Source organism: Vreelandella sp. 162(4c), assembly GCF_058152265.1.
Genome location: NZ_CM176981.1, coordinates 2,314,450 through 2,340,055, shown reverse-complemented (window position 1 = coordinate 2,340,055; position 25,606 = coordinate 2,314,450). Strand labels below are relative to the sequence as shown.

Below are 25,606 nucleotides of genomic sequence, written 5' to 3'. Positions count from 1 at the left end.
GTCCCATGAAAGATTTGGTGAAAGTACTCAAATCGCAGTCTCAGTCCGAAGAGTTTGACGCGATCAAGATTACCCTGGCGTCGCCGGACATGATTCGCTCCTGGTCGTTTGGCGAGGTGAAGAAGCCTGAGACCATCAACTACCGTACCTTTAAACCGGAGCGGGATGGCCTGTTCTGCGCCAAGATTTTTGGCCCGGTTAAGGATTACGAGTGCCTGTGCGGCAAGTATAAGCGCATGAAGCACCGCGGTATCATCTGCGAAAAGTGTGGCGTAGAAGTGACCAAAGCCGCCGTGCGCCGTGAGCGCATGGGGCACATCGAGCTCGCTTCGCCGGTGGCACACATTTGGTTTTTGAAGTCACTGCCGTCGCGTATCGGCATGTTCCTCGATATGACCCTGCGTGATATCGAGCGCGTGCTGTATTTCGAAAGCTTTGTCGTTATCGATCCAGGTATGACCACGCTGGAGCGTGGTCAGCTGATGAACGACGAGCAGTACTTTGAAGCACTGGAAGAGTTCGGTGATGACTTCGATGCCCGCATGGGTGCCGAAGCCGTTCAGGAGCTGCTCAAAGATATCGATCTGGAAGAAGAGATTAACCACCTGCGCGAAGAGATTCCGCAGACTAACTCCGAAACCAAGATCAAGAAGCTCTCCAAGCGCCTCAAGCTGCTTGAAGCCTTCTACCACTCCGGTAACGCGCCGGCGTGGATGGTCATGGAAGTGCTGCCCGTGCTGCCACCGGATCTGCGTCCGCTGGTACCGCTGGACGGTGGCCGTTTCGCGACCTCCGATCTCAACGACCTTTACCGTCGTGTGATCAACCGTAACAACCGCCTGAAGCGTCTGCTCGATCTCAATGCGCCGGACATTATTGTGCGCAACGAGAAGCGTATGCTGCAGGAAGCCGTCGATGCACTGCTCGACAATGGTCGTCGTGGCCGCGCGATCACGGGCTCTAACAAGCGCCCGCTGAAATCGCTCGCCGACATGATCAAAGGTAAGCAGGGTCGTTTCCGTCAGAACCTGCTGGGTAAGCGCGTCGACTACTCGGGCCGCTCGGTAATTACCGTTGGTCCGACCCTGCGTCTGCACCAGTGTGGTCTGCCCAAGAAAATGGCGCTTGAGCTGTTCAAGCCGTTTATCTACTCCAAGCTGCAGTCGCTGGGCTATGCCTCCACGATCAAAGCCGCCAAGAAGATGGTCGAGCGCGAGCTGCCGGAAGTGTGGGACATCCTTGCCGATGTTATCCGCGAGCACCCGGTACTGCTTAACCGCGCCCCCACGCTTCACCGTCTGGGTATCCAGGCGTTTGAGCCGCTGCTGATCGAAGGTAAAGCGATTCAGCTGCACCCGCTGGTATGTGCCGCCTACAACGCCGACTTTGACGGTGACCAGATGGCGGTACACGTGCCGCTGACCCTGGAAGCCCAGCTCGAAGCGCGTGCGCTGATGATGGCCACCAACAACGTGCTTTCGCCCGCTAACGGCGAGCCGATCATCGTGCCGTCCCAGGACGTTGTACTGGGTCTTTACTACATGACCCGCGAAAAGATCAACGCCAAAGGCGAGGGTATGGTGTTCTCTGACCTCAACGAGGTAGAGCGCGCTTTCGGTACCCAGTCAGTATCGCTGCACGCCCGGGTCAAAGTGCGTCTGGACGAAATCGATATCGAAGAAGAGAGCGGCGAGCGTAGCTTCCACCGCCGTATTTACGATACGACGGTAGGCCGTGCACTGCTGTTCCGCATTCTGCCCGAAGGTGTGCCCTTCGAGCTGATCGACCAGCCGATGAAGAAGAAGGCGATCTCCAGCCTGATCAACGAAGTTTATCGTCGTGCCGGCCTCAAGCCGACCGTCATTTTCGCTGACCAGCTGATGTATACCGGTTTCCGTCTCGCGACCTGGTCCGGCGCCTCAATCGGTGTTAACGACTTCGTTATTCCCGAAGCAAAAACTGAAATCGTTGATGCAGCGGAAGCCGAAGTTAAAGAGATCGAAGACCAGTTCTCTTCTGGCCTGGTAACAGCGGGCGAGAAGTACAACAAGGTTATCGATATCTGGTCCAAGGCCAACGATAAAGTCGCCAAGGCGATGATGGTGGGTATCTCTAAAGAGACCGTCATCGATCGTGATGGCAACGAAGTTGAGCAGGACTCGTTCAACAGCGTCTTCATCATGGCCGACTCCGGTGCCCGTGGTAGTGCTGCCCAGATCCGTCAGTTGGCGGGTATGCGTGGTCTGATGGCCAAGCCGGATGGCTCGATCATCGAAACGCCGATCGTCGCCAACTTCCGTGAAGGTCTGAACGTACTGCAGTACTTCATCTCGACCCACGGTGCACGTAAAGGTCTTGCGGATACGGCGTTGAAAACCGCCAACTCCGGTTACCTGACGCGTCGCTTGGTAGACGTAGCGCAAGACCTGGTCATCACCGAAGTCGACTGTGGTACCGAAAATGGCTTGACCCTGCACCCGATCATCGAAGGCGGCGACATTATCGTACCGCTTTCCCAGCGCGTGCTTGGTCGTGTAGTCGCCCAGGATGTGGTTCACCCAGGCAGCGGTGAAGTCTTGATCGCGAAAGGTACCTTGCTCGACGAGAAATGGTGTGCCGAGCTCGACACCATGGGTGTCGACGAGATCATCGTTCGCTCTACGATTACCTGTGAGACCGCACACGGCGTGTGTGCCTCCTGTTACGGCCGTGACTTGGCCCGTGGCCATCAGGTCAACATCGGTGAAGCCGTCGGCGTTATCGCCGCACAGTCCATCGGTGAGCCGGGTACCCAGCTGACCATGCGTACCTTCCACATTGGTGGTGCGGCATCGCGTTCGTCTGCTGTGGATAGCGTACAAGTGAAGCACGGCGGTAAGGTTCGTCTGCACAACATCAAGCATGTAGAGCGTGCCGACGGTAAGCTGGTGGTGGTATCTCGTTCTAGCGCCCTGGCCGTTGCTGACGACCATGGCCGTGAGCGTGAGTACTATAAGCTTCCTTACGGTGCTGAGCTTTCTGTACGCGACGGCGACGTGGTCGACGCTGGTGCGACAGTGGCCAAATGGGATCCGCACACCCACCCGATCGTTGCCGAAGTAGAAGGTAAGGCGCAGTTCATTGATCTCGACGAGGGTGTCACCATGCACCGCAGCGTCGATGAGATGACCGGCCTCTCCTCTATCGAGGTGATCGAGTCTGCAGCACGTCCCATGGCCGGTCGTGACAAGCGCCCGATGGTCATGCTGCAAGACAGCTCGGGCGAGTACGTCTCTGTATCGGGCTCCAACACCCCGGTTCAGTACCTGCTTCCGGGCAACTCGATTATTTCGGTCGACGATGGTGTGACGATCGGGGTGGGTGAAGTGGTTGCCCGTATCCCGGTAGAAGCCTCGGCGAACAAAGACATCACCGGTGGTCTGCCGCGGGTTGCTGACTTGTTCGAAGCGCGTAAGCCGAAAGAGTCCTCGATCCTGGCCGAGATCAGCGGTGTGATCAGCTTCGGTAAAGAGACCAAAGGTAAGCGTCGTCTGACCATTACCCCGGAATCTGGCGATCCGTTTGAAGCGCTGATTCCGAAATGGCGTCAAATTGCCGTCTTCGAAGGCGAAACCGTCGAGAAGGGCGAGGTGATTTCCGATGGGCCGAGCAATCCGCACGATATCCTGCGCTTGCTGGGTGTTGAGGAGCTCGCCAAGTACATCACTGCCGAAGTACAGGACGTTTATCGTCTGCAGGGCGTAGGCATCAACGACAAGCACATCGAAGTCATTGTGCGTCAGATGCTGCGTAAGGTAGAGATTACTGATTCGGGCGATTCTGACTTCATCACGGGCGACCAGGCTGAACTGGTTCGCGTGCTGGAACAGAACGAACGCCTTGAAAAAGAGAAGAAATTCCCGGCCAAGTATCAGCGTATGCTGCTGGGTATCACCAAGGCCAGCTTGGCCACCGAGTCGTTCATTTCCGCGGCCTCCTTCCAGGAGACAACCCGCGTACTGACCGAAGCAGCGGTGACTGGCAAGCGTGATTACCTGCGTGGCCTGAAAGAAAACGTGGTGGTTGGTCGCCTGATACCAGCTGGTACAGGCTTGACTCACCACGCAGAACGTCGTCGCAAGCGCGAAGACGTTGAGCAACTGTTCAATCCTTCGGCTACCGAAGTCGAACAGGAGCTGGGTGCACAGTTGACCGCTCTCGATTCTGACGACGAGCTGTAGATTTGGCGCCTAAAGCAGTAGGTAACATGAGTAAGTAAAACGAATAGCTGACCTGAAAAAGTGTCACCTTGCCGGTAAAGCCGCCGGCAAGGCTTGACGCGACCTAGGGTCAGCCTTTAGAATGCGCAGCCTTTAACAGTGGGGTGGGTGCGCCCGCATCCGCTGCCCGCATTTGTTAAAAGGCAAGGCAACCATTGGAGTCAGCTAAACACCATGGCAACGATTAATCAGCTAGTGCGCAAGCCGCGCAAGCGCCCCGTCACAAAAAGTGACGTGCCAGCGCTGCAGGCCTGTCCGCAAAAACGCGGCGTTTGTACGCGCGTTTACACCACCACCCCGAAGAAGCCTAACTCGGCTCTGCGTAAGGTTTGCCGTGTGCGCCTTACCAACGGCTTTGAAGTGTCTTCTTATATCGGTGGTGAAGGTCACAACCTTCAAGAACACTCTGTCGTTTTGATTCGCGGCGGTCGTGTAAAGGATTTGCCAGGTGTGCGTTATCACACCGTTCGTGGCGCCCTTGACACCTCTGGCGTTCAAAATCGTCGTCAGGGTCGTTCTAAATACGGTACTAAGCGTCCTAAGTCCTAAGTTTTAAGTCCTAGGTCAGCTGTGCAGCGTCGCCCCGTCAAAAGGGCATGCTGAGTAACGATTTTCACGAATTTGACGGTCTGATAAGAGTAAGGTCGGGCTGCACTTGTGGTACTTGAATAGCGTACACAGGTTGCATGAGTTCCGGGTTTACCTGAAAGATCCTTAATTGAGGGCTTATCATGCCTAGAAGAAGAGTAGTAGCTAAACGCGAGATTCTGCCGGATCCTAAGTTCGGAAGTGAGCGTCTGGCGAAGTTCATGAACCACCTGATGGTCAGCGGCAAGAAGTCCATAGCTGAGCGTATCGTCTACGGTGCGTTGGACAAGGTTGCCGAGCGTAGTAAAGAAGATCCGCTGGAGATCTTCGACAAAGCGCTGGAAGCCATCCAGCCGATGGTCGAAGTGAAGTCGCGCCGCGTTGGTGGTGCGACCTATCAGGTGCCGGTTGAAGTACGTCCGTCTCGCCGTCAAGCGCTGGCAATGCGCTGGCTGGTAGACGCGGCGCGTCGTCGCGGTGAGAAAACCATGGTTCAGCGTCTGGCGGGTGAAATGCTGGATGCCGCTGAAGGTAAAGGTTCTGCCGTTAAGAAGCGCGAAGACGTGCATCGCATGGCAGAAGCCAACAAGGCCTTCTCGCACTACCGTTTTTAAGGTCGGCGTTTTTAAGTATGGCTTTCTGGTTTATATATGCACGTTGTTCAGCATGGTGGAATGTTTGCTGAGTCGCGTTGTTGCAATTCAAAAGTTGCAACACTCAGCCGCTACCATGACGCAGTGGTAGCGGCGGCCGCATAAACCTCGCTTGCATACGCCGCTAAATTAACGAGCATCGCCAACAAACGGGAGTTTCACCGTGGCACGCAAGACTCCACTAAATCGCTACCGTAATATCGGTATCGTCGCTCACGTCGACGCGGGTAAAACCACGACGACTGAGCGTGTACTGTTCTACACCGGCCTCTCCCACAAAGTGGGCGAAGTACACGACGGTGCTGCGACCATGGACTGGATGGAGCAGGAGCAGGAGCGTGGTATCACTATCACCTCAGCTGCAACTACCTGTTTCTGGCAGGGCATGAACAAGCAGTTCCCTGAGCACCGTATCAATATTATCGACACCCCGGGGCACGTTGACTTCACTATTGAAGTTGAACGTTCTCTGCGCGTACTCGATGGTGCGGTTGTTGTGCTGTGTGGTTCTTCCGGCGTTCAGCCGCAGACCGAAACAGTATGGCGCCAAGCCAACAAGTACGAAGTTCCGCGCATGGTTTTCGTCAATAAGATGGACCGTACCGGCGCTGACTTCTTCATGGTTGTCGAGCAGTTGAAAGAGCGTTTGGGTGCCAAAGCTGTGCCAATCCAGATTAACTGGGGCACGGAAGAGGACTTTAAAGGCGTTATTGATCTGATTCAGATGAAGGCTATCCTGTGGGACGAGGAAAGCCTGGGTATGAATTATGACCTCGCGGACATTCCTGCTGAGCTACAAGAAACAGCAGAAAAGTACCGCGAAGAGATGGTCGAAGCTGCTGCCGAAGGCTCTGACGAGCTGATGGAAAAGTACCTTGAAGGCGGTGAGCTATCGGTTGAAGAGATCAAGGCCGGTCTGCGTGCGCGCACCCTGGCTAACGATATCGTTCTGGTTACCTGTGGTTCTGCCTTTAAGAACAAAGGCGTTCAAGCAGTGCTGGATGGCGTTATCGAATACATGCCTTCGCCGACGGAAGTTAAGGCGATCGAAGGTGAGCTCGACGATAAAGACGGCACCGTTGATACCCGTGAAGCTGATGACAGTGCGCCGTTTGCGGCCCTGGCGTTTAAGATCGCCACTGACCCCTTCGTTGGTACGCTGACCTTTATTCGCGTCTACTCGGGTGTTCTTAAATCTGGTGACGGTGTCTATAACTCCGTTAAGCAGAAGAAAGAGCGCGTTGGCCGTATCGTTCAGATGCACGCCAATTCCCGTGAAGAGATCAAAGAAGTTCTGGCGGGCGACATCGCTGCTTGTATCGGTCTGAAAGACGTCACCACGGGTGATACCCTGTGCGACATTGATAACAAGATTGTTCTCGAGCGCATGGAGTTCCCGGATCCGGTTATCTCGGTTGCTGTAGAGCCTAAATCTAAGGCAGACCAAGAGAAGATGGGTGTTGCGTTGGGCAAGCTTGCTCAAGAAGACCCTTCCTTCCAGGTCAAAACCGACGAAGAAACCGGCCAGACGATTATTTCTGGCATGGGTGAGCTTCACCTGGATATCCTCGTTGACCGTATGCGTCGCGAGTTTAAGGTTGAAGCCAATATCGGTAAGCCTCAGGTTGCCTATCGCGAAACGATTCGCGGCAGCATTGAGCAAGAAGGCAAGTTCGTACGTCAGTCCGGTGGTCGTGGTCAGTATGGTCACGTATGGCTGCGTATCGAGCCGCTGACAGCAGAAGAGAAGGGTGAAGGCGAAGACGAACTGTTCTTCAAGTTCAACTCTGAGATCGTGGGTGGTGCGGTTCCCAAGGAATACGTTCCCGCGGTTGAGAAGGGTGCTTTTGAGCAGCTCAAAAACGGCGTCATCGCGGGTTACCCGATGATCGACGTTAAAGTAACGCTGTTTGATGGCTCCTTCCACGACGTAGACTCCAACGAGACTGCGTTTAAGATTGCTTCTTCTATGGCAGTAAAAGAAGGTGCCAGGAAGGCCAAGGCCGTGCTGCTGGAGCCGGTGATGAAGGTCGAAATCGTGACCCCCGAAGAATTTATGGGTGACGTCATGGGTGACCTGAGCCGTCGTCGCGGCCTGGTGCAGGGTATGGATGACTCCTCTTCTGGTAAAGTCATTCGTGCGACGGTGCCACTGGGCGAGATGTTCGGTTATGCAACCGATCTGCGCTCACAAACCCAGGGCCGTGCGAGCTACTCTATGGAGTTCTCGAAGTACGACGAGGCGCCCTCCAGCGTCGTTGAAGCCGTCATCAATCAAAACGGTTAACCGTTAGCTAACGTAAAGAGGTTATAGCAGTGGCTAAGGAAAAATTTGAACGTTCCAAACCGCACGTCAACGTCGGCACCATTGGTCACGTCGACCACGGTAAAACGACTCTGACGGCGGCCCTGACCCGCGTGTCTGCTGAGGTTTTCGGCGGCGACTGGCGTGAGTTTGATACCATCGATAACGCTCCTGAAGAGCGTGAGCGCGGTATCACAATCGCTACTTCCCACGTGGAATACCAGTCTGAAGATCGCCACTACGCGCACGTTGACTGCCCGGGACACGCTGACTACGTCAAGAACATGATCACCGGTGCTGCGCAGATGGACGGCGCTATCCTGGTATGTTCTGCCGCAGACGGCCCGATGCCGCAAACTCGCGAGCACATCCTGCTGTCTCGTCAGGTTGGCGTACCGTTCATCGTTGTGTTCCTGAACAAAGCGGACATGGTCGATGATGAAGAGCTGCTCGAGCTGGTAGAAATGGAAGTTCGCGAACTTCTAGACCAGTACGACTTCCCGGGTGACGACACGCCGATCATCACTGGCTCTGCGCTGATGGCGCTGAACGGTGAAGATGACAAGGGCATGGGTACGACTGCCGTCGCTAATTTGATCAAAGCTCTGGATGCTTACATCCCTGAGCCGGAGCGTGCCATCGACCAGCCGTTCCTGATGCCGATCGAAGACGTGTTCTCTATCTCTGGCCGCGGTACTGTTGTTACCGGTCGTGTAGAGCGCGGTATCGTCAAAGCGGGCGAAGAAGTGGAAATCGTGGGTATCCGCGATACCACCAAAACGATCGTTACCGGTGTTGAAATGTTCCGTAAACTGCTCGACGAAGGTCGTGCTGGTGAGAACGTTGGCGCCCTGCTGCGTGGTACTAAGCGTGATGACGTCGAGCGTGGCCAAGTACTGGCCAAGCCGGGCACCATCAACCCGCACACTACCTTCGAAGCAGAAGTTTACGTACTGTCCAAAGAAGAGGGTGGTCGTCACACGCCTTTCTTCAAGGGCTACCGTCCGCAGTTCTACTTCCGTACCACCGACGTAACGGGTACCTGTGAACTGCCGGAAGGCGTTGAAATGGTCATGCCGGGTGACAACGTTCAGATGGTTGTTACCTTGATCGCCCCGATCGCAATGGACGAAGGCTTGCGCTTCGCTATTCGTGAAGGCGGCCGTACTGTCGGTGCTGGCGTTGTGGCCAAAATCGTCAAGTAAGCAGCATGCTTGAATGATGAAGGGGGCTCTGATGAGCCCCCTTTTCTGCGCACCAACAGCAAATGTTTGACATGGGCTTTTGGCGTGCCTATAATGCGCATCCTTTGAATGCGTGGGTAGACGGCTCGCGCCGTCGACATCCATTGGAGTTTAGGGCAAATGCAGAACCAAAAGATTCGCATTCGGTTGAAAGCTTTCGACCATCGCCTGATCGACCAGTCTACAGCGGAGATTGTTGAAACCGCTAAACGTACTGGTGCTCAGGTTCGTGGTCCGATTCCGCTGCCGACCAACCGCGAGCGTTACACCATTCTGATCTCACCGCACGTCAACAAAGATGCGCGTGACCAGTATGAGATTCGTACGCACAAGCGTGTGCTCGACATTGTTGAGCCGACCGAAAAAACTGTTGATGCTTTGATGAAGCTTGATCTCGCCGCAGGCGTTGACGTGCAAATCAAACTCAACTAATTACACTAGTCACTTGCGGCCCAGCGCTCATCGTTCTTTGTAAAGAGCTAGCATGAGCAGCAGCCGCCGCGCCGTGAGGCGCCATACAATGTGCTAGTGGAATGCTCTGGAAAGGGCAGCCATAGCGGGTGATAGCCCCGTACACTATAGGAGACTGAGTATGACTATCGGTTTAGTCGGTAAAAAGGCCGGGATGACCCGTGTCTTTACCGAAGACGGCGCGTCTGTGCCCGTAACCGTTATTGAAGTTGATCCTAATCGTGTTACACGCGTTAAATCTGTCGAGTCTGACGGTTACGCAGCGATTCAGGTCACATCTGGCTCTCGTAAAGCTAAGCACCTCACCAAAGCGCAAGCGGGTCAGTTTGCCAAGGCGGGTGTTGAAGCTGGTCGTGCACTGATGGAGTTTCGTCTTGCAGAAGGCGAAGAGATTCCTGAAGTAGGCGGCGAACTCACCGTATCCCTCTTCGAAGCTGGTCAAATGGTTGACGTGACTGGCACCTCTAAGGGTAAAGGCTTCCAGGGTGCTGTTAAGCGCTGGAATTTCCGTACCCAAGATATGACTCACGGTAACTCTCTGTCGCATCGCGCGCCGGGCTCTATCGGCATGTGTCAGACTCCGGGTCGCGTTTTCAAAGGCAAAAAGATGGCCGGTCAAATGGGTAACGCCCGTTGCACCGTGCAGAGCCTTGAGATCGTCCGTGTTGACGCCGAGCGTAACCTGCTGCTGATTAAAGGCGCCGTACCGGGTGCTCCCGGTAGTGACGTTATCGTTCGCAGCGCCGTGAAAGCAGGCTGAAGGGGATAATTACCAATGAATCTGAATCTTGCTGCAGGCGCGGGTACCGTTGAAGTAGCCGACGCCACTTTTGGCAAAGAATTCAACGAAGCGCTCGTTCACCAGGTTGTCACTGCCTATTTGGCGGCTGGTCGTCAGGGAACCCGCGCACAAAAGAGTCGTTCCGACGTTCGTGGCGGTGGTAAAAAGCCGTGGCGTCAGAAAGGCACCGGTCGTGCACGTGCCGGTACCATCCGCTCTCCGCTATGGCGTAGTGGTGGCGTAACCTTCGCGGCGCGTCCGCAAGACTACACCCAGAAGGTTAACCGCAAGATGTACCGTGCAGCGATGCGCTCCATCTTGTCAGAGCTGGTACGTCAAGAGCGTTTAGTCGCGATTGAAGAGTTCGTCGTCGATGCGCCTAAGACCAAGCAGGTAGCTGCCAAGCTAAAAGAGCTCAACCTTGAAAAAGTGTTGATCGTCACTGAAGAAGTTGACGAAAAGCTCTATTTGGCCGCACGCAACCTTCCCCACGTTGACGTGGTGGATGTCGCGGCAGCTGACCCGGTAAGCCTGGTAGCCTTTGATAAGGTGCTGATTACCGTCTCCGCCCTGCGTAAATTCGAGGAGAAGCTGGCATGAACCAGGAACGCGTATTTAAGGTTCTGCTTGGGCCGCACGTGACCGAAAAGGCCGCAATGGCAGCCGAGCGCAACCAGTACGTTTTCAAGGTGGCATCTGATGCTACCAAGCCCGAGATCAAAAAGGCCGTTGAAGCACTCTTCGGCAAAAAGGTCGGCAGTGTTCAGGTACTGAACATGAAGGGTAAAACAAAACGTACTGCGAACGGCGTTGGCCTGCGTAAGGGTTACCGCAAAGCGTATGTGACCCTGGCTGCGGGTGAAACGCTCGAAGACTTCTCTGGCGCCGAATAAGGGCAGGAGTACGGATAATGGCAATCGTCAAGACCAAACCCACTTCCGCCGGTCGTCGCCACGTCGTCAAGATCGTTGGCGAGGAACTGTTTAAAGGCCGTGCCTATGCACCGCTTTTAGAAAAACAGTCCAAGTCCGGCGGCCGTAACAACTACGGTCGTATCACCACCCGCCACGTGGGCGGTGGTCATCGTCACCACTATCGGTTGATCGATTTCAAACGCACCAAGGATGGCATTCCTGCCACCGTTGAGCGTCTTGAGCACGATCCCAACCGCAGTGCGCACATTGCGCTGCTGAAGTATGCCGATGGTGAGCGTCGTTACATCATTGCACCGAAAGGTGTCAGCGCGGGTGACGTGCTGGAATCTGGTGTTAACGCGTCAATCAAGAAAGGCAATGCCTTGCCGCTGCGCAACGTCCCGTTGGGTTCTACGGTGCACTGCATCGAACTCAAGCCGGGTAAAGGCGCGCAGATTGCTCGCAGTGCCGGTACAAGCGCCCAGCTGGTTGCTCGTGAAGGTAACTATGCCACCCTGCGTCTTCGCTCTGGCGAAATGCGTAAAGTGTTGGCCGAGTGCCGCGCGACCTTGGGTGAAGTGAGCAACTCAGAGCACAGCCTGCGTCAACTTGGCAAGGCCGGTGCGAAGCGCTGGAGAGGTGTGCGTCCGACTGTTCGCGGTGTCGCGATGAACCCAGTCGATCACCCGCACGGTGGTGGCGAAGGCCGCACCAGTGGTGGTCGTCACCCGGTATCCCCATGGGGTGTGCCGACTAAGGGTCATAAGACGCGTAAGAACAAGCGCACCGACAAGCTGATCATTCGTCGTCGTAATAAGACGCGTTGATCTACATTGCCAAGACATTAAGAGGTAACGGCTGTGCCACGTTCACTAAAGAAAGGTCCCTTCATTGACCTTCATCTTTTGAAGAAGGTAGAGGTTGCAGTGGAGAAGAACGATCGCAAACCGATCAAGACTTGGTCGCGTCGTTCTATGATCCTGCCCAATATGGTAGGCCTCACTATCGCGGTCCATAACGGTCGCCAACACGTCCCGGTGCACGTCTCCGAGGAAATGGTTGGCCACAAATTGGGCGAATTCGCTGCTACTCGCACTTATCGCGGGCATGCGGCGGATAAAAAAGCCAAACGGTAAGCCAGAGAGGATTGAGAGATGGAAGTCACAGCTAAGCTGCTTGGCGCTCGTTTATCCGCCCAGAAGGCCCGTTTGGTGGCTGACCAGGTGCGCGGTAAACCTGTCGCCGAGGCACTCGACCTGCTGACCTTCTCACCGAAGAAGGCTGCCAAGCTGGTTAAGAAGGTGCTGCAATCCGCGATTGCAAACGCGGAAGAAAATAACGGCATGGATATTGACGAGCTGCGTGTCTCGACCATCTGCGTCGATGAGGGCATGACGCTCAAGCGTATCAAGCCGCGTGCCAAGGGGCGTGCGGATCGTATCTTGAAGCGCACGTGCCACATCACCGTCAAGGTAGCCGAGAAGTAGGAGTCGACCGATGGGTCAGAAAGTCAATCCAACAGGCATTCGACTGGGCATCGTCAAAGACCATGCTTCTGTCTGGTATGCTGAGCGCGGCGCTTACGCCGATAAGCTCAATAACGATCTCGAAGTGCGTAGCTTCCTGGAAGAGCGTCTTAAAAGCGCCTCTGTTAGCCGCATCCACATCGAGCGTCCGGCGAACAATGCCCGCATCACCATTCACACTGCCCGCCCGGGTATCGTGATTGGTAAGAAAGGTGAAGATGTCGACCGTCTGCGTCGCGATCTCACCCAGATGATGGGCGTTCCCGTGCATGTGAACATCGAAGAAGTTCGCAAGCCGGAGCTGGATGCCAAGCTAGTCGCTGCTAACGTAGCGGGTCAGCTTGAGCGTCGCGTCATGTTCCGTCGTGCTATGAAGCGCGCGGTACAGAACGCAATGCGTCTTGGCGCTGGTGGCATCAAGATTCAGCTGTCAGGTCGTCTTGGTGGCGCTGAAATCGCACGTACCGAATGGTACCGCGAAGGTCGCGTTCCGCTGCACACGTTGCGTGCGGATATCGACTACGCCACTTACGAAGCTCACACCACCTATGGCGTTATCGGCGTCAAAGTGTGGATCTTCAAGGGTGAAATCCTCGGCGGTATCGAGGAAGTACGTGCCAAGGCTAAACAACAGCCTGCCGGCAACGCGCCCAAGAAGAAAGGTTCCAGGTAAGGGGAGAGCGAGTCGATGTTACAGCCCAAGCGTATGAAATTCCGCAAGATGATGAAAGGCCGCAACCGTGGCCTGGCGCATCGCGGAAGCAAGATCAGCTTCGGGGAATACGGCCTTAAAGCTACTGGTCGCGGCCGCATCACTGCGCGTCAGATCGAAGCAGGCCGTCGTGCGATCACGCGTCACGTAAAGCGTGGCGGTAAAATCTGGATCCGCGTTTTCCCTGATAAGCCGATCTCCAAGAAGCCGCTCGAAGTTCGTATGGGTAAAGGTAAAGGTTCTGTTGAGTACTGGGTTGCCCAGATCCAACCGGGTCGGGTCCTGTATGAAATTGAAGGCGTGTCGGAAGAGCTCGCTCGTGAAGCGTTTGAGCTTGCCGCACAGAAAATGCCCTTATCCACCACCTTTGCGAAACGGACGGTGATGTGATGAAAGCCCAGGAAATTCGTGAAAAGTCCGTAGGAGAGCTCCAGGAGCAACTCCTCGAACTCCTCCGCGAGCAGTTTAACCTGCGCATGCAGAAGGCCACTGGCCAACTGAGCCAGACTCATCTGCTCAAGCAGGTCCGCCGGGATATCGCCCGCGTTAAGACTTTGCTCAACGAGAAGGCAGGTGATTGAGATGGCCGAAGAAAACACAAAGCGTACGCTCACCGGTAAAGTGGTGAGCGATAAGATGGACAAGTCCATCGTCGTCATGATCGAGCGGCGCGAGCGTCACCCGATCTACGGAAAATACGTTAAGCGCTCCACCAAGCTGCACGCCCATGATGAGGCGAACCAGGCTAAGGCAGGCGATACGGTTTCCATTCAGGAGTGCCGTCCGCTTTCCAAGAAAAAAGCTTGGACGCTGGTCGAGGTGGTTGAACACGCCAAGGGTTAACCCCTGGCTTGTCAATCAGTGCAGTCAGATTAGGTTTGGAGAAAACCGATGATTCAGACTCAGACAATGCTGGATGTCGCCGACAACAGCGGAGCGCGCCGGGTGCAGTGCATCAAGGTGTTAGGCGGTTCACATCGTCGTTACGCTCGCGTTGGTGATATCATCAAGGTCACGGTTAAGGAAGCGATTCCGCGTGGCAAGGTCAAAAAAGGCCAGGTGCTAAAAGCGGTCGTGGTCCGGACCCGTAGTGGCGTCCGTCGTCCCGACGGTTCGCTCATCCGTTTCGATGGAAATGCGGCAGTTTTGTTGAATAACACCAACGAACAGCCCATCGGTACCCGTATTTTTGGGCCGGTGACTCGTGAACTTCGTAATGAAAAGTTCATGAAGATCATTTCCTTAGCGCCTGAAGTGCTGTAAGGAGCGAGGCGGATATGCAAAAGATCAAACGTGACGATGAAGTCATCGTCATCGCCGGGAAGGATAAAGGCAAGCGTGGCACCGTTAAGCGGGTATTAGAAAACCGCTTTTTGGTGTCCGGTGTGAACATGATTAAACGTCACACCAAGCCAAATCCCATGGCGGGTAATCAGGGCGGTATCGTCGAGCGTGAGGCTCCGATTCACGCGTCCAACGTAGCCATCTTCAATTCGGAGACCGGTAAGGCGGATCGCGTCGGCTTCCAAGTGAAGGAAGACGGTACCAAGGTACGTATCTACAAGTCGACGCAGACGCAGATCGACGCCTAACGCGAGTCGGGTAGCACAATGGCGAACTTGAAAGAACGTTATCAAAACGAGGTAGCAGCTCAACTCAAAGAAGAGTTCAGCTATGCCAACGTTATGCAGGTACCCCGGATCACGAAAGTGACTCTGAACATGGGTATCGGCGAAGCAGTCAACGATAAAAAGTTGATTGACAATGCCATCGGCGATCTAGAGAAACTCTCTGGTCAAAAACCGTTGGTGACCAAGGCACGTAAGTCCATCGCGGGCTTCAAGGTGCGCGAAGGTTGGCCAATCGGCATCAAGGTAACTCTGCGCGCTGAGCGTATGTGGGACTTCTTGGACCGTTTGGTTTACATCGCGATTCCCCGCGTGCGTGACTTCCGTGGTCTCAACCCGAAGTCTTTCGACGGTCGTGGTAACTACTCCATGGGTGTGCGTGAGCAGATCATCTTCCCGGAGATCGAGTATGATAAAATCGATCGCATCCGGGGGTTGGACGTCACTATCACTACGACCGCCAAAACCGACGAGGAAGGTCGTGCGCTACTAACCGCGCTGAACTTCCCGTTCAAGAAATAGGGGCGAGATCATGGCTAAGAAAAGTATGGTAGAGCGTGAGCTTAAGCGTACTCAGCTGGTCGCGAAGTATGCGACCAAGCGCGCTGAACTCAAGAAGATCATCTCAGACGTGAACACGTCTGAGGAAGACCGCTTCGAGGCGACGCTGAAGCTGCAGCAACTGCCGCGCGACTCAAGCCCGGTGCGTCAGCGTAACCGCTGCCGTATCACCGGTCGTCCGCACGGTTTTTACAACAAGTTCGGCCTTGGCCGTAACAAGCTGCGTGAAGCCGCCATGCGTGGCGACGTTCCTGGGTTGAAAAAATCCAGTTGGTAACGCCACGTAGAATTATCAGGAGCGCACATTAAATGAGCATGCAAGACACTCTGGCGGATATGTTTACACGTATCCGCAATGCGCAGATGGCCACCAAGGAGACGGCTACCATGCCGTCCTCCAAGTTGAAAGTGCAAGTGGCCCGAGTGCTAAAGGAAGAAGGCTACATTGCCGACTTTGCGGTAGCGGAGGGCGCTAAGCCCGAGCTAACCGTAACTCTCAAGTACTTTGAGGGTAAGCCGGTCATTGAGCACATTCAGCGGGTTTCCAAGCCGTCCCTGCGCCGCTACATGGGCAAGGATAACTTGCCTAAGGTTGCCGATGGCCTGGGTATCGCGATTGTCACCACATCCAATGGTGTCATGACCGATCGTGCCGCGCGCCAAGCGGGTGTCGGTGGCGAAGTCATCTGCACCGTATTCTAGGAGGCTGGAATGTCCCGCATAGCGAAATATCCGGTTAAAGTGCCTGCCGGCGTTGAGATTAAAATCAATGCTGACCAGCTGACCGCCAAAGGCGGCCAGGGCACGCTATCTATGACCATCCACTCTGATGTAGTGGTCGGTCAAGAAGATGGCCAGCTGACCTTCGCCCCGAGTGAGTCTGCCAAGAGCTGGGCCATGGCCGGTACTACCCGCGCCTTAGTTCAGAACCTGGTAACGGGCGTATCCGAGGGTTTCACAAGAACTCTCGAAATTGTTGGCGTCGGTTATCGTGCCCAAGCTAAGGGCCAGACGCTCAATCTTTCACTGGGCTTCTCGCACCCGGTCGACTATGAACTGCCTAAAGGTGTCTCAGCGGAAACGCCGAAGAACACCGTTATCGTGCTGAAAAGCGCGGATAAGCAGATGCTCGGCCAGTGCGCCGCGGAAATCCGCGCCTTCCGTCCCCCCGAGCCGTATAAAGGCAAGGGTGTTCGGTACGCCGACGAGCAGGTGCGTCGCAAAGAAGCCAAGAAGAAGTAAGGCAGGGTTATGAACGCGAAGAAAGAATCTCGTCTCCGTCGTGCCCGCCGCGCTCGCGCAAAGATCCGCGAGCTGGGCGTGTATCGCCTGTGCGTCAACCGTACCCCGCGTCACATCTATGCGCAGATTATCTCGCCGGATGGTGGCAAAGTACTGGCCAGTGCTTCTACGCTGGACAAAGTACTGCGCGAGGGTGCGACCGGCAACTCAGATGCGGCCTCTAAAGTGGGTGCTCTGATTGCTGAACGCGCTAAAGAAGCAGGCATCACCCAGGTGGCCTTCGACCGTGCTGGCTTTAAGTATCACGGCCGCGTCAAGGCGCTGGCCGACGCCGCACGTGAAGGCGGCCTGGAATTCTAAAGGGTTTTACGATGGCGAAGAACGAACAGCAAAGCGGTGATCTGCAAGAGAAGTTAGTGCAGGTCAACCGCGTCGCCAAGGTGGTCAAGGGTGGTCGTATTTTCGGCTTCACCGCACTGACCGTCGTTGGTGATGGTAAAGGTCGTGTCGGTTTCGGTCGTGGCAAGGCGCGTGAAGTGCCTGTCGCAATCCAGAAAGCGATGGATCAAGCTCGTCGCAACATGGTCAAGGTGAACCTTGCTGGCCATACGCTGCAGTACCCGGTCAAAGCCCGTCACGGTGCTTCCAAGGTGTACATGCAGCCGGCTTCCGAAGGTACCGGTATCATCGCCGGTGGCGCCATGCGCTCTGTATTAGAGCTCGCCGGTGTCCACGACGTACTGGCCAAGTGCTACGGTTCCACCAACCCGGTTAACGTGGTACGAGCGACTGTTAAAGGTCTCTCCTCCATGCAAGCACCGGAAGACGTGGCCGCCAAGCGCGGTCTGTCTGTCGAAGCGATCACGGGGTAAGGCACCATGGCAGCAACGATCAAGGTTACCCAGATCCGCAGCACCATCGGCATTATGCCCAAGCACAAGGCTACTATGAAAGGCTTGGGCCTGCGTCGCATCGGTCATACGGTTGAACTGGAAGACACCCCTGCCGTACGCGGCATGATCCACAAGGTGAACTACCTTGTGCGCGTTGAGGGAGAGTAATCCATGAAACTCAATAACCTAAGCCCGGCTCCGGGCTCCAAACACGCTGCAAAGCGCGTTGGTCGTGGCATCGGTTCCGGTCTTGGTAAGACCGGTGGCCGTGGTCACAAAGGTCAGAAGTCACGTAGTGGCGGCAGTGTTAAGCCCGGTTTCGAAGGCGGTCAGATGCCTTTGCAGCGTCGTTTGCCGAAATTCGGCTTTACGTCTGCAAAATCTCTGGTCTCTGAAGAAGTACGCCTGGCTGAGCTTGCTAAAGTTGCCGGTGGCGAAGTCACCCTGGCATCTTTGAAAGAAGCCAACGTGCTAAAGGACTCTACGCTACACGCGAAGATCATCCTTTCTGGCGAACTGAAAACGGCGGTTACCGTTCGCGGAATCAAGGTCACCAAAGGTGCCCGTGAAGCGATCGAAGCCGCTGGCGGCAAGGTAGAGGACTAAATGGCCAAGTCAGGAAAAATGCCGGCGATGGGCAGCGGTCTGAGTGAACTGTGGGCGCGTTTGCGCTTCGTGCTCCTCGCCATCGTGGTGTACCGTATTGGTGCCCACATTCCCGTTCCCGGTATCAATCCTGACCAGCTTGCTGCCTTGTTTAGGGAGCAACAGGGCACCATTCTGGGCATGTTTAACATGTTCTCGGGTGGCGCCCTGGAGCGCATGAGTGTTCTCGCCCTGGGTATCATGCCCTATATATCGGCGTCGATTATCATGCAGCTCATGACTGCGGTCTCCCCTCATCTTGAGCAGCTCAAGAAAGAGGGTGAGGCTGGCCGCCGCAAGATTAGCCAGTACACCCGCTACGGCACGGTGATACTGGCGTTTGTCCAGGCTACCGGCATGTCCGTCGGTCTGGCTAGCCAAGGCATCGCGTACAGTGCTGACTTCAGCTTCTATTTCACCGCCGTGATTACGTTTGTATCGGGCGCGGTGTTTATGATGTGGCTAGGTGAGCAGATTACCGAGAAGGGCATCGGCAACGGTATTTCGCTGCTGATCTTCGCCGGTATTGTCGCTGGACTGCCCAGTGCCGTGGGCCAAGCCTTCGAGCTTGCCCGTAATGAAGGGGCCTGGAATGTTCTGCCGCTGTTAGCGCTGTCAGTGTTAGGTATTGCGACTGTCGCCTTTGTGGTTTTCATTGAGCGCGGCCAACGCCGTCTCAAAGTTAATTACCCTCGGCGACAAGTGGGCAATAAGATGTATGCAGGGCAAAGTAGCTACCTGCCTTTGAAGGTCAACATGGCCGGTGTTATTCCGGCGATTTTTGCCTCCAGTATCCTGCTTTTCCCGGCCTCTATTGGTCAGTGGGTGGGTGCCGGTGAAGGTATGGAGTGGTTGCAGCGTGCATCTCAGGCATTAGGCCCAGGTCAACCGCTTTACATCTTGCTTTTCGCGGCGGCAGTGGTATTCTTCTGCTTCTTTTACACAGCGCTGGTCTTCAACCCCAAGGATGTGGCTGACAATCTTAAAAAGTCAGGCGCTTTCCTGCCGGGCATTCGCCCCGGCGAGCAGACCGCTCGCTATATCGACAAGGTCATGACACGTTTGACCCTGTTCGGTGCCTTGTATATCACTGCGGTTTCCTTGATGCCCCAGTTCTTGATTGTGGCGTGGAACGTGCCGTTTTTCTTCGGCGGTACCTCGTTGTTAATCGTAGTCGTGGTCATCATGGACTTCATGGCCCAGGTGCAGTCGCATCTCATGTCGCATCAGTATGACTCAGTGATGAAGAAGTCCAACCTGAAAGGCTACGGTAGCGGCGGTATCATGCGCTGAGGCGCCGTCCACCCCTATTTAGTTAGAGAGGGCGCGCCGCGAGCCGGTTTTTGGAGAAAGATCGATGAAAGTTCGAGCTTCCGTAAAGAAAATGTGCCGTAACTGCAAGATCATTCGTCGCAATGGCGCTGTCCGCGTCATCTGCAGCGAGCCACGGCACAAACAACGCCAGGGTTAATAGCCTGGGTTGTATTAAGCGGGTGCCAGCATACCCCTTGCCTTAGGGCAAATGATGGGGTATGCTGTTGCGCCTTTTGTAGATGAATAAACGAGCAAGCCGCTCAAATTTCGGAGTAAGCTGATGGCCCGTATTGCAGGCGTCAATATCCCGGACAACAAGCATGCGGCGATCTCGCTGACCTATATCTTCGGGATTGGCCGTACCCGTGCTGAGCACATCTGTGCTGCAGCCGGTATCGCGCCTACTGCCAAGATCCAGGATCTGTCTTCTGAAGAAGTCGACACCCTGCGTTCTGAAGTTGGCAAGTACACCGTAGAAGGCGACCTTCGTCGTGATGTCACGCTTAACATTAAGCGTCTCATGGACTTAGGCTGCTACCGTGGTCTGCGTCATCGTCGTAGTCTTCCGCTGCGTGGTCAGCGGACTAAGACTAACGCGCGCACCCGTAAGGGCCCGCGTAAGCCGATCCGCAAATAACACGCACGTTCTGGCGTAAAGACAGGAATAGACATCAACATGGCTAACCCGCGTAGTAACCGTAAAAAGGTTAAAAAGCAGGTAGTGGATGCGATTGCGCATATCCATGCCTCTTTTAACAACACGATCGTGACGATCACAGACCGCCAGGGCAACGCTCTTTCTTGGGCGACTGCCGGTGGTTCGGGTTTTCGTGGTTCTCGCAAGAGCACCCCGTTCGCTGCTCAAGTGGCAAGCGAACGTGCAGCAACTGCTGCAGCCGAGTATGGTGTGAAAAACGTAGATGTACTGGTTAAAGGCCCAGGTCCCGGTCGTGAATCCGCCGTGCGCGCACTGAATGCCGCCGGCTTCCGCGTGCAAAGCATCGTAGACGCGACGCCCATTCCCCATAATGGCTGCCGTCCGCCTAAGAAACGCCGCGTTTAAGGAGACAGATTCATGGCTCGTTATATTGGACCGAAGTGCAAACTGTCTCGTCGTGAAGGCACCGACCTCTTTTTGAAGAGTGGTGTTACTCCCTTCGAGAAAAAGTGTAAATCCGAGCAGATCCCGGGTGTACACGGCCAGCGTCGTCAGCGTCTTTCAGACTACGGCTTGCAGCTTCGCGAGAAGCAAAAAGTACGTCGCATGTATGGCGTACTCGAAAAACAGTTCCGTAACTACTACAAAGAAGCCGCTCGCCTGAAAGGTGCGACCGGTGAAGTATTGTTGCAGTTGCTCGAATCCCGACTGGATAATGTCGTCTACCGCATGGGCTTCGGCTCGACTCGCTCTGAAGCGCGTCAGCTGGTCAGCCACAAAGCGATTTCCGTGAACGGCCGCACCGTTAACGTTGCTTCCTATCAAGTGAAGCCGGGTGACGTTGTTTCCATTCGCGAAAAGGCGAAAAACCAAGCACGTATTCAAAGCGCGTTGTCCATTGCGGCCAACCGTGGCGATATCGCTTGGATCGAAATCGACGCCAAGAAGATGGAAGGCACTTTCAAGGCTCTGCCTGAACGCGGTGACCTGTCTGCCGACATCAACGAAAACCTGATCGTCGAGCTGTACTCCAAGTAAGCAGTTTTCTGTTTCTTGTCAATCTGGTGCCGGTTTAACGCCCGCGCCAGATCTTACCGAGTACCAAGTATCCGTTTGGCAGCCTGAAAGGTGTTCATATGCAGCGTTCAGTGACAGAGTTTCTCCGTCCTCGCGACATCAAGGTCGAAGAAATCAGCGCACATCACGCCAAAATCGTGCTCGAACCGTTCGAGCGTGGCTTTGGTCACACCCTGGGGAATGCACTACGTCGCATTCTGCTTTCGTCCATGCCCGGCTGTGCCGTGGTAGAGGCTGAAATCGCCGGCGTCGAGCATGAATACAGTGCGCTTGAAGGGGTGCAGGAAGATGTCATTGAAATCCTCCTGAACTTGAAAGATGTTGCGATCAAGATGCACAGCCGCGATGAGGCGGTGCTCACGCTGAACAAGCAGGGCCCAGCCGTCGTCACCGCTGGCGACATTGCGCTTGATCATAGCGTCGAAATCGTCAACCCGGACCACGTCATTGCTCATGTCAATGAAGGTGCCGAGCTGAAAATTCAGCTTAAGGTAGCGCTGGGTCGTGGCTACGAACCGGCTGACGCGCGCGGCTCTGATGAAGAGTCACGTGCCATTGGCCGCCTGCAGCTGGATGCCACCTTCAGCCCTGTCCGCCGTGTTTCCTACTCGGTTGAGGCCGCTCGTGTCGAGCAGCGCACCGACCTCGATAAGCTAATTATCGATCTGGAAACCGACGGTACCCTGGATCCGGAAGAGGCTATCCGTCGCAGTGCGACCATCCTGCAAGAGCAGCTGGCCGCCTTCGTCGACCTGGAAGCTGATAAAGAACAGGAAGTCGAAGAGGAAGAGGATCATGTCGATCCAATTCTATTGCGCCCCGTAGACGATCTTGAGTTGACCGTTCGTAGCGCGAACTGCCTAAAAGCCGAGAATATTTACTACATCGGTGATCTTATCCAGCGCACAGAAGTTGAGCTGTTGAAGACACCGAACCTCGGTAAAAAGTCTTTGAATGAAATCAAAGATGTATTGGCGGCTCGCGGCTTGTCCCTTGGCATGCGGTTGGAAAATTGGCCACCGGCAAGCCTGAAGGACGACAAAGCCTCCGCGTGAGCGTCGACTTGAGTCCCAGTTTGGTAAGGAATTACAACCATGCGTCATCGTAAGAGTGGTCGTCATCTGAATCGCACCAGCTCGCATCGTCAGGCCATGTTCAAGAACATGTCTGTCTCGCTGGTCGAACATGAAGTCATTAAGACAACCCTGCCGAAAGCCAAGGAGCTGCGTCGCGTAATCGAGCCGCTGATCACCTTGTCTAAGCAGGATAGCGTTGCAAACCGTCGTTTGGCGTTTGCCCGCACGCGCTCTAAAGAAGCCGTCGGCAAACTGTTCAACGAATTGGGTCCGCGTTATGCCGAGCGTCCGGGCGGTTACGTCCGTATTCTCAAGTGCGGTTTCCGCACCGGCGACAACGCGCCTATGGCGTTCGTTGAACTAGTTGACCGTCCGGTTGTTGAAGAAGCCGCTGCAGAAGAGTAATCCTCTGCGCCAGGCCTCTTTGGTAGCGAATGAAAACCGACCCTCAGTGGTCGGTTTTTTTATGGGCGCATTTATCTTCTGTTTTCTACACTTAACGTCGTCTATTCTTCGTACTAATACCCTATACTCGGCCTATTATTAAATTGAGTAAGCGTCGCGTGCCGCTTGGGCAAGCCTTGTGTTGTAGCTTGAGTGTGGCATGGTAGTTAAGCAGCGGCAGGTTGGTTAAACAGCGATTCGAACTAGCGCATTGATAACAAGCAAGGGGCAGGTATGTATGCGAGGATAAAAAGCGCTGCCGGGGGAGCGTCGGCGATAGGGTTTTTGAGTATGCTAATGCTGCTCATACTTGCGATGGTCACTACTGCGCATGCCGACAACCCGCGCTATGCGGGTATTGTCGTTGATCTGGACAATGGCGAAGTGCTTTACGCCGAGAATATTGACGATCAGCGCTATCCTGCGTCGCTTACCAAAATGATGACGCTCTATCTAACCTTTGAAGCGTTAGAAGAGGGTACGCTGCGCTTGGACCAACCCTTGCCGGTTTCCCATTACGCTGCCGCCAAGCCTGCTGTCAAACTGTGGCTGGCGGCGGGCAGCTCAATTCCGGTGGATACCGCTATTCGCGCACTCGCGGTTCGCTCTGCCAATGATGTTGCCGCAGTGGTTGCCGAAGCCCTGGGCGGTAGCGAAGCCCACTTTGCCCAAATGATGACCACCAAGGCACGCGAGCTGGGCATGCATGCCACCACCTTTCGCAATGCCTCTGGCTTGCCGGATGACGGCCAAATCACCACCGCGCGGGATATGCTCACGCTTTCGGTACGCGTGATGCAGGACTTCCCCCAGTACTACCACTACTTCGGCCTGCAAGAGTTTACCTACCGCGGCACCCGGCACACCAGCCACAATCGATTGGTGCGTGACTACCCAGGTGCCGATGGCCTAAAAACGGGGTTCATTCGCGCCTCTGGCTTTAACGTGGCCACTACCGCAGTGCGCGGTGATCGGCGGCTGGTGGGCGTCGTCATGGGTGGTTTTTCATCCCAGTCCCGGGATACCCATATGGCCAATCTGCTGGATCGTAGCTTCTTGCGTGCGTCCCTACGCGACCAGCAAAGCTGGATGGGTGACACCAGCTTCTCGCGGGAATTTATGGCCTTTGCCCCCCCTGCTCAGCCGGTGGCACCACAGCAGCCAGCGCCACGCCAACCCCTGCTGGCGGTGGTCGAAACGTCAACGTTGTCACCATCAGCCAACTCTACCCCCTCAACGCCGGTGGTCGATCTTGAAGAACAGCTAGCCGATATCGTCACCATTCAGCGCCCAACGCCGGCAAGCGACGATCCACAGCCCGACCCACTTCAAGCGTTCATTGAGCGTGAACGCAAGATGGCTTCTGTCAATGAAACGGGCGGCGGCTGGGGGGTGCAAGTGGGTGCTTTCAGTCGTGAAGCCCAGGCACGGCAATTGGCGCAGCAGGCGGCTCAGCGGATTGCTCAGACTTTAGGCGGACGCATTGCTGTAGACACGGTAGAGGGCCAAAACCCGGTTTATCGCGCCCGGCTAATGGCATTGGACGAGCAGCGAGCTCGCCAAGCGTGCCGTGAGCTGCACTCCCAAGGTATGGACTGTATGGTCGTTAACGCCAGCTTGTAAGGGGGTGGGCCGTCATCACCCCGCCAATGGCTAATTGGCGGGGTTTTTCTTTTTTGGCACTTTGTATTGACCAGTGAACAGGGAGATCGCGGTGACAACCTCGCTGAAAGGCATACTCTGCATGTGTTTGGGCGTTCTTTTCCTCGCCCTAGGCGACGCTGTTTCCAAGTGGTTAGGTGAAGTGCACTCGCCACTGCAGATTATTTTCTTCCGTGCCTTGGTATCGCTACCGCTGATTGCGCTGCTTGCCCATTTTGCCGGTGGGTTACGTAAGCTGCGTACGAAACGGCCGGGCGTCCATTTGCTGCGCGGATTGATTTATACCGCCACCATGGTCTGTTTCGTATGGGGGCTAACGCTGCTCCCCCTGGCGGAGGCCACGGCGATTGCCTTTGTGGCGCCGCTATTTGTGACCCTGCTTTCGGTGCCATTGTTGGGTGAGCGCATTGATCCACCGGTGCTGATCGCATCCTTGGTGGGGTTTGCGGGGGTGCTGATCGTGGTGCGGCCCAACGGCGATGCGTTTCAGATGGGCGCGCTGGTATTGGTGGGGGCGGCGCTATTCTATGCGCTGATGATGATTACCGCCCGGCGCTACGGCGCCCGCGAACACCTCTGGGCAATGCTGTTTTACATGACCTGTGTGCCGCTGGTGGTGACCGCGCTAACGCTGCCCTGGGTGTGGCAGACACCCCAGCCGTGGCACTGGGTAGGCTTTTTCGCCTCGGGAGTATTGGGCGTTGCGGCCACCGCTTTCATCACCTTGGCCTTTCGGTTTGCTCCTGCGGCCATCGCCGCGCCGTTTGATTACACCGCTATGCTCTGGGCGGTACTGCTGGGCTGGTGGTTCTGGGGTGAAATGCCGGATCTCTGGGTCTGGGTAGGCAGCGCCTTGATAATGGGCAGCGGGTTAGCGGTGGCGTATCACGACCGTAGGACAACCCTTAAACGTCGTCCTACCGCTTAACTGACGTCACTCTACCGCCACTTTT

At 55.4% G+C, this 25,606-nt stretch carries 35 protein-coding genes; all 35 read left to right on the top strand.

The genetic code is table 11. The annotated features are described in order from the left end of the window. Positions 1-5: 5 nt before the first annotated feature. The 35 genes from rpoC (at position 6) to AC4EYZ_RS10575 (ending at position 25,581) form a co-directional block, all read left to right on the top strand. Positions 6-4,220 (top strand): DNA-directed RNA polymerase subunit beta', encoded by a 4,215-nt coding sequence (gene rpoC, locus AC4EYZ_RS10745; RefSeq protein ID WP_009288147.1) that lies wholly within the window; start codon positions 6-8, stop codon positions 4,218-4,220. Positions 4,221-4,433: 213 nt separating this feature from the next. Further along, positions 4,434-4,808: a 30S ribosomal protein S12 gene (rpsL, locus tag AC4EYZ_RS10740; RefSeq protein WP_008959173.1), complete on the top strand. Its 375-nt coding sequence runs from the start codon at positions 4,434-4,436 to the stop codon at positions 4,806-4,808. 182 nt (positions 4,809-4,990) lie between these two features. Then, on the top strand, positions 4,991-5,461 hold the full coding sequence (rpsG, locus tag AC4EYZ_RS10735) for a 30S ribosomal protein S7 (protein WP_009288145.1): 471 nt from the start codon (positions 4,991-4,993) through the stop codon (positions 5,459-5,461). Between the two features lie 202 nt (positions 5,462-5,663). Beyond that, complete coding sequence (gene fusA / locus AC4EYZ_RS10730; protein WP_009288144.1) at positions 5,664-7,787, top strand: elongation factor G; 2,124 nt, start codon at positions 5,664-5,666, stop codon at positions 7,785-7,787. A 29-nt stretch (positions 7,788-7,816) separates the two neighbouring features. After that, a complete protein-coding gene (gene tuf, locus AC4EYZ_RS10725; RefSeq protein ID WP_009288143.1) occupies positions 7,817-9,010 on the top strand; it encodes an elongation factor Tu in 1,194 nt (397 codons plus the stop codon). Positions 9,011-9,169: 159 nt separating this feature from the next. Continuing rightward, positions 9,170-9,481: a 30S ribosomal protein S10 gene (rpsJ, locus tag AC4EYZ_RS10720; RefSeq protein ID WP_007112007.1), complete on the top strand. Its 312-nt coding sequence runs from the start codon at positions 9,170-9,172 to the stop codon at positions 9,479-9,481. A 160-nt stretch (positions 9,482-9,641) separates the two neighbouring features. Then, positions 9,642-10,280 (top strand): 50S ribosomal protein L3, encoded by a 639-nt coding sequence (gene rplC, locus AC4EYZ_RS10715; RefSeq protein WP_009288142.1) that lies wholly within the window; start codon positions 9,642-9,644, stop codon positions 10,278-10,280. 15 nt (positions 10,281-10,295) lie between these two features. Beyond that, positions 10,296-10,901 carry a 50S ribosomal protein L4 gene (gene rplD / locus AC4EYZ_RS10710; protein WP_007112005.1) on the top strand — a complete coding sequence of 202 codons (606 nt, stop codon included), beginning with the start codon at positions 10,296-10,298 and terminating at the stop codon, positions 10,899-10,901. Continuing rightward, entirely contained in the window at positions 10,898-11,194 is a 297-nt protein-coding gene (gene rplW, locus AC4EYZ_RS10705; protein ID WP_008959167.1) for a 50S ribosomal protein L23, read from the top strand. Before rplD ends, rplW begins: the two co-directional genes overlap by 4 nt. Before the next feature lie 17 nt (positions 11,195-11,211). Next, positions 11,212-12,042 (top strand): 50S ribosomal protein L2, encoded by an 831-nt coding sequence (gene rplB / locus AC4EYZ_RS10700; RefSeq protein ID WP_008959166.1) that lies wholly within the window; start codon positions 11,212-11,214, stop codon positions 12,040-12,042. A gap of 33 nt (positions 12,043-12,075) precedes the next feature. Continuing rightward, positions 12,076-12,351 carry a 30S ribosomal protein S19 gene (gene rpsS, locus AC4EYZ_RS10695; RefSeq protein WP_013330996.1) on the top strand — a complete coding sequence of 92 codons (276 nt, stop codon included), beginning with the start codon at positions 12,076-12,078 and terminating at the stop codon, positions 12,349-12,351. An 18-nt stretch (positions 12,352-12,369) separates the two neighbouring features. After that, complete coding sequence (gene rplV, locus AC4EYZ_RS10690; protein ID WP_007112002.1) at positions 12,370-12,702, top strand: 50S ribosomal protein L22; 333 nt, start codon at positions 12,370-12,372, stop codon at positions 12,700-12,702. Positions 12,703-12,712: 10 nt separating this feature from the next. Further along, complete coding sequence (rpsC, locus tag AC4EYZ_RS10685; protein ID WP_009288141.1) at positions 12,713-13,414, top strand: 30S ribosomal protein S3; 702 nt, start codon at positions 12,713-12,715, stop codon at positions 13,412-13,414. Positions 13,415-13,429: 15 nt separating this feature from the next. After that, positions 13,430-13,843 carry a 50S ribosomal protein L16 gene (gene rplP / locus AC4EYZ_RS10680; protein WP_007112000.1) on the top strand — a complete coding sequence of 138 codons (414 nt, stop codon included), beginning with the start codon at positions 13,430-13,432 and terminating at the stop codon, positions 13,841-13,843. Continuing rightward, a complete protein-coding gene (gene rpmC, locus AC4EYZ_RS10675) occupies positions 13,843-14,034 on the top strand; it encodes a 50S ribosomal protein L29 (protein ID WP_022520867.1) in 192 nt (63 codons plus the stop codon). The genes rplP and rpmC overlap by 1 nt, the downstream gene beginning before the upstream one ends. A gap of 1 nt (position 14,035) precedes the next feature. After that, a complete protein-coding gene (rpsQ, locus tag AC4EYZ_RS10670) occupies positions 14,036-14,296 on the top strand; it encodes a 30S ribosomal protein S17 (protein ID WP_007111998.1) in 261 nt (86 codons plus the stop codon). Positions 14,297-14,344: 48 nt separating this feature from the next. Beyond that, complete coding sequence (gene rplN / locus AC4EYZ_RS10665) at positions 14,345-14,716, top strand: 50S ribosomal protein L14 (RefSeq protein ID WP_008959163.1); 372 nt, start codon at positions 14,345-14,347, stop codon at positions 14,714-14,716. A 14-nt stretch (positions 14,717-14,730) separates the two neighbouring features. Continuing rightward, positions 14,731-15,045, top strand: a complete 315-nt coding sequence (rplX, locus tag AC4EYZ_RS10660; RefSeq protein ID WP_007111996.1) for a 50S ribosomal protein L24 — start codon at positions 14,731-14,733, stop codon at positions 15,043-15,045. Positions 15,046-15,063: 18 nt separating this feature from the next. After that, positions 15,064-15,603, top strand: coding sequence for a 50S ribosomal protein L5 (gene rplE, locus AC4EYZ_RS10655; RefSeq protein ID WP_007111995.1), 540 nt, complete (start codon positions 15,064-15,066; stop codon positions 15,601-15,603). A 10-nt stretch (positions 15,604-15,613) separates the two neighbouring features. Beyond that, positions 15,614-15,919: a 30S ribosomal protein S14 gene (gene rpsN, locus AC4EYZ_RS10650; RefSeq protein ID WP_022520866.1), complete on the top strand. Its 306-nt coding sequence runs from the start codon at positions 15,614-15,616 to the stop codon at positions 15,917-15,919. A gap of 32 nt (positions 15,920-15,951) precedes the next feature. Then, a complete protein-coding gene (rpsH, locus tag AC4EYZ_RS10645; protein ID WP_007111993.1) occupies positions 15,952-16,344 on the top strand; it encodes a 30S ribosomal protein S8 in 393 nt (130 codons plus the stop codon). 9 nt (positions 16,345-16,353) lie between these two features. After that, positions 16,354-16,884, top strand: coding sequence for a 50S ribosomal protein L6 (rplF, locus tag AC4EYZ_RS10640; protein WP_009288139.1), 531 nt, complete (start codon positions 16,354-16,356; stop codon positions 16,882-16,884). A gap of 9 nt (positions 16,885-16,893) precedes the next feature. Beyond that, complete coding sequence (gene rplR, locus AC4EYZ_RS10635) at positions 16,894-17,244, top strand: 50S ribosomal protein L18 (protein ID WP_022520865.1); 351 nt, start codon at positions 16,894-16,896, stop codon at positions 17,242-17,244. Positions 17,245-17,255: 11 nt separating this feature from the next. After that, positions 17,256-17,756, top strand: a complete 501-nt coding sequence (gene rpsE, locus AC4EYZ_RS10630; protein WP_007111990.1) for a 30S ribosomal protein S5 — start codon at positions 17,256-17,258, stop codon at positions 17,754-17,756. Between the two features lie 6 nt (positions 17,757-17,762). After that, the gene (rpmD, locus tag AC4EYZ_RS10625) at positions 17,763-17,945 is read left to right on the top strand and encodes a 50S ribosomal protein L30 (RefSeq protein ID WP_022520864.1); all 183 of its coding nucleotides are present in this window, start codon (positions 17,763-17,765) and stop codon (positions 17,943-17,945) included. A 3-nt stretch (positions 17,946-17,948) separates the two neighbouring features. After that, complete coding sequence (rplO, locus tag AC4EYZ_RS10620) at positions 17,949-18,383, top strand: 50S ribosomal protein L15 (protein WP_009288138.1); 435 nt, start codon at positions 17,949-17,951, stop codon at positions 18,381-18,383. Further along, complete coding sequence (secY, locus tag AC4EYZ_RS10615; RefSeq protein WP_008959155.1) at positions 18,384-19,715, top strand: preprotein translocase subunit SecY; 1,332 nt, start codon at positions 18,384-18,386, stop codon at positions 19,713-19,715. It begins immediately after the preceding gene. 64 nt (positions 19,716-19,779) lie between these two features. Then, positions 19,780-19,893: a 50S ribosomal protein L36 gene (gene rpmJ / locus AC4EYZ_RS10610; protein ID WP_008959154.1), complete on the top strand. Its 114-nt coding sequence runs from the start codon at positions 19,780-19,782 to the stop codon at positions 19,891-19,893. Positions 19,894-20,016: 123 nt separating this feature from the next. Beyond that, the gene (gene rpsM / locus AC4EYZ_RS10605; protein WP_022520863.1) at positions 20,017-20,373 is read left to right on the top strand and encodes a 30S ribosomal protein S13; all 357 of its coding nucleotides are present in this window, start codon (positions 20,017-20,019) and stop codon (positions 20,371-20,373) included. A gap of 39 nt (positions 20,374-20,412) precedes the next feature. Continuing rightward, the gene (gene rpsK, locus AC4EYZ_RS10600; protein WP_007111985.1) at positions 20,413-20,799 is read left to right on the top strand and encodes a 30S ribosomal protein S11; all 387 of its coding nucleotides are present in this window, start codon (positions 20,413-20,415) and stop codon (positions 20,797-20,799) included. 12 nt (positions 20,800-20,811) lie between these two features. Beyond that, the gene (gene rpsD / locus AC4EYZ_RS10595) at positions 20,812-21,432 is read left to right on the top strand and encodes a 30S ribosomal protein S4 (RefSeq protein WP_008959152.1); all 621 of its coding nucleotides are present in this window, start codon (positions 20,812-20,814) and stop codon (positions 21,430-21,432) included. A 98-nt stretch (positions 21,433-21,530) separates the two neighbouring features. Then, positions 21,531-22,526, top strand: a complete 996-nt coding sequence (locus AC4EYZ_RS10590; RefSeq protein ID WP_009288137.1) for a DNA-directed RNA polymerase subunit alpha — start codon at positions 21,531-21,533, stop codon at positions 22,524-22,526. A 39-nt stretch (positions 22,527-22,565) separates the two neighbouring features. After that, on the top strand, positions 22,566-22,952 hold the full coding sequence (rplQ, locus tag AC4EYZ_RS10585; RefSeq protein WP_008959150.1) for a 50S ribosomal protein L17: 387 nt from the start codon (positions 22,566-22,568) through the stop codon (positions 22,950-22,952). Positions 22,953-23,282: 330 nt separating this feature from the next. Beyond that, complete coding sequence (locus tag AC4EYZ_RS10580; RefSeq protein ID WP_474192393.1) at positions 23,283-24,614, top strand: SPOR domain-containing protein; 1,332 nt, start codon at positions 23,283-23,285, stop codon at positions 24,612-24,614. Positions 24,615-24,705: 91 nt separating this feature from the next. After that, positions 24,706-25,581 (top strand): DMT family transporter, encoded by an 876-nt coding sequence (locus AC4EYZ_RS10575; RefSeq protein ID WP_027958798.1) that lies wholly within the window; start codon positions 24,706-24,708, stop codon positions 25,579-25,581. Positions 25,582-25,606: the final 25 nt, after the last annotated feature.

Bases quoted from the DNA above. Each gene is read 5' to 3' on its own strand.
- rplO (WP_009288138.1), top strand. From the start codon at position 17,949: ATGAAACTCAATAACCTAAGCCCGGCTCCGGGCTCCAAACACGCTGCA.
- rplB (WP_008959166.1), top strand. From the start codon at position 11,212: ATGGCAATCGTCAAGACCAAACCCACTTCCGCCGGTCGTCGCCACGTC.
- rpsG (WP_009288145.1), top strand. From the start codon at position 4,991: ATGCCTAGAAGAAGAGTAGTAGCTAAACGCGAGATTCTGCCGGATCCT.
- rpsJ (WP_007112007.1), top strand. From the start codon at position 9,170: ATGCAGAACCAAAAGATTCGCATTCGGTTGAAAGCTTTCGACCATCGC.
- AC4EYZ_RS10590 (WP_009288137.1), top strand. From the start codon at position 21,531: ATGCAGCGTTCAGTGACAGAGTTTCTCCGTCCTCGCGACATCAAGGTC.
- rpsQ (WP_007111998.1), top strand. From the start codon at position 14,036: ATGGCCGAAGAAAACACAAAGCGTACGCTCACCGGTAAAGTGGTGAGC.
- rpmJ (WP_008959154.1), top strand. From the start codon at position 19,780: ATGAAAGTTCGAGCTTCCGTAAAGAAAATGTGCCGTAACTGCAAGATC.
- rpsH (WP_007111993.1), top strand. From the start codon at position 15,952: ATGAGCATGCAAGACACTCTGGCGGATATGTTTACACGTATCCGCAAT.
- rpsD (WP_008959152.1), top strand. From the start codon at position 20,812: ATGGCTCGTTATATTGGACCGAAGTGCAAACTGTCTCGTCGTGAAGGC.
- rpmD (WP_022520864.1), top strand. From the start codon at position 17,763: ATGGCAGCAACGATCAAGGTTACCCAGATCCGCAGCACCATCGGCATT.
- rplW (WP_008959167.1), top strand. From the start codon at position 10,898: ATGAACCAGGAACGCGTATTTAAGGTTCTGCTTGGGCCGCACGTGACC.
- rplQ (WP_008959150.1), top strand. From the start codon at position 22,566: ATGCGTCATCGTAAGAGTGGTCGTCATCTGAATCGCACCAGCTCGCAT.
- rplR (WP_022520865.1), top strand. From the start codon at position 16,894: ATGAACGCGAAGAAAGAATCTCGTCTCCGTCGTGCCCGCCGCGCTCGC.
- rplC (WP_009288142.1), top strand. From the start codon at position 9,642: ATGACTATCGGTTTAGTCGGTAAAAAGGCCGGGATGACCCGTGTCTTT.
- rplD (WP_007112005.1), top strand. From the start codon at position 10,296: ATGAATCTGAATCTTGCTGCAGGCGCGGGTACCGTTGAAGTAGCCGAC.
- rpsK (WP_007111985.1), top strand. From the start codon at position 20,413: ATGGCTAACCCGCGTAGTAACCGTAAAAAGGTTAAAAAGCAGGTAGTG.
- rplE (WP_007111995.1), top strand. From the start codon at position 15,064: ATGGCGAACTTGAAAGAACGTTATCAAAACGAGGTAGCAGCTCAACTC.
- rpsC (WP_009288141.1), top strand. From the start codon at position 12,713: ATGGGTCAGAAAGTCAATCCAACAGGCATTCGACTGGGCATCGTCAAA.
- rpsM (WP_022520863.1), top strand. From the start codon at position 20,017: ATGGCCCGTATTGCAGGCGTCAATATCCCGGACAACAAGCATGCGGCG.
- rplX (WP_007111996.1), top strand. From the start codon at position 14,731: ATGCAAAAGATCAAACGTGACGATGAAGTCATCGTCATCGCCGGGAAG.
- rpsE (WP_007111990.1), top strand. From the start codon at position 17,256: ATGGCGAAGAACGAACAGCAAAGCGGTGATCTGCAAGAGAAGTTAGTG.
- rplP (WP_007112000.1), top strand. From the start codon at position 13,430: ATGTTACAGCCCAAGCGTATGAAATTCCGCAAGATGATGAAAGGCCGC.
- secY (WP_008959155.1), top strand. From the start codon at position 18,384: ATGGCCAAGTCAGGAAAAATGCCGGCGATGGGCAGCGGTCTGAGTGAA.
- rplN (WP_008959163.1), top strand. From the start codon at position 14,345: ATGATTCAGACTCAGACAATGCTGGATGTCGCCGACAACAGCGGAGCG.
- rplV (WP_007112002.1), top strand. From the start codon at position 12,370: ATGGAAGTCACAGCTAAGCTGCTTGGCGCTCGTTTATCCGCCCAGAAG.
- AC4EYZ_RS10580 (WP_474192393.1), top strand. From the start codon at position 23,283: ATGCTAATGCTGCTCATACTTGCGATGGTCACTACTGCGCATGCCGAC.
- rpmC (WP_022520867.1), top strand. From the start codon at position 13,843: ATGAAAGCCCAGGAAATTCGTGAAAAGTCCGTAGGAGAGCTCCAGGAG.
- rpsL (WP_008959173.1), top strand. From the start codon at position 4,434: ATGGCAACGATTAATCAGCTAGTGCGCAAGCCGCGCAAGCGCCCCGTC.
- rpsN (WP_022520866.1), top strand. From the start codon at position 15,614: ATGGCTAAGAAAAGTATGGTAGAGCGTGAGCTTAAGCGTACTCAGCTG.
- rplF (WP_009288139.1), top strand. From the start codon at position 16,354: ATGTCCCGCATAGCGAAATATCCGGTTAAAGTGCCTGCCGGCGTTGAG.
- rpoC (WP_009288147.1), top strand. From the start codon at position 6: ATGAAAGATTTGGTGAAAGTACTCAAATCGCAGTCTCAGTCCGAAGAG.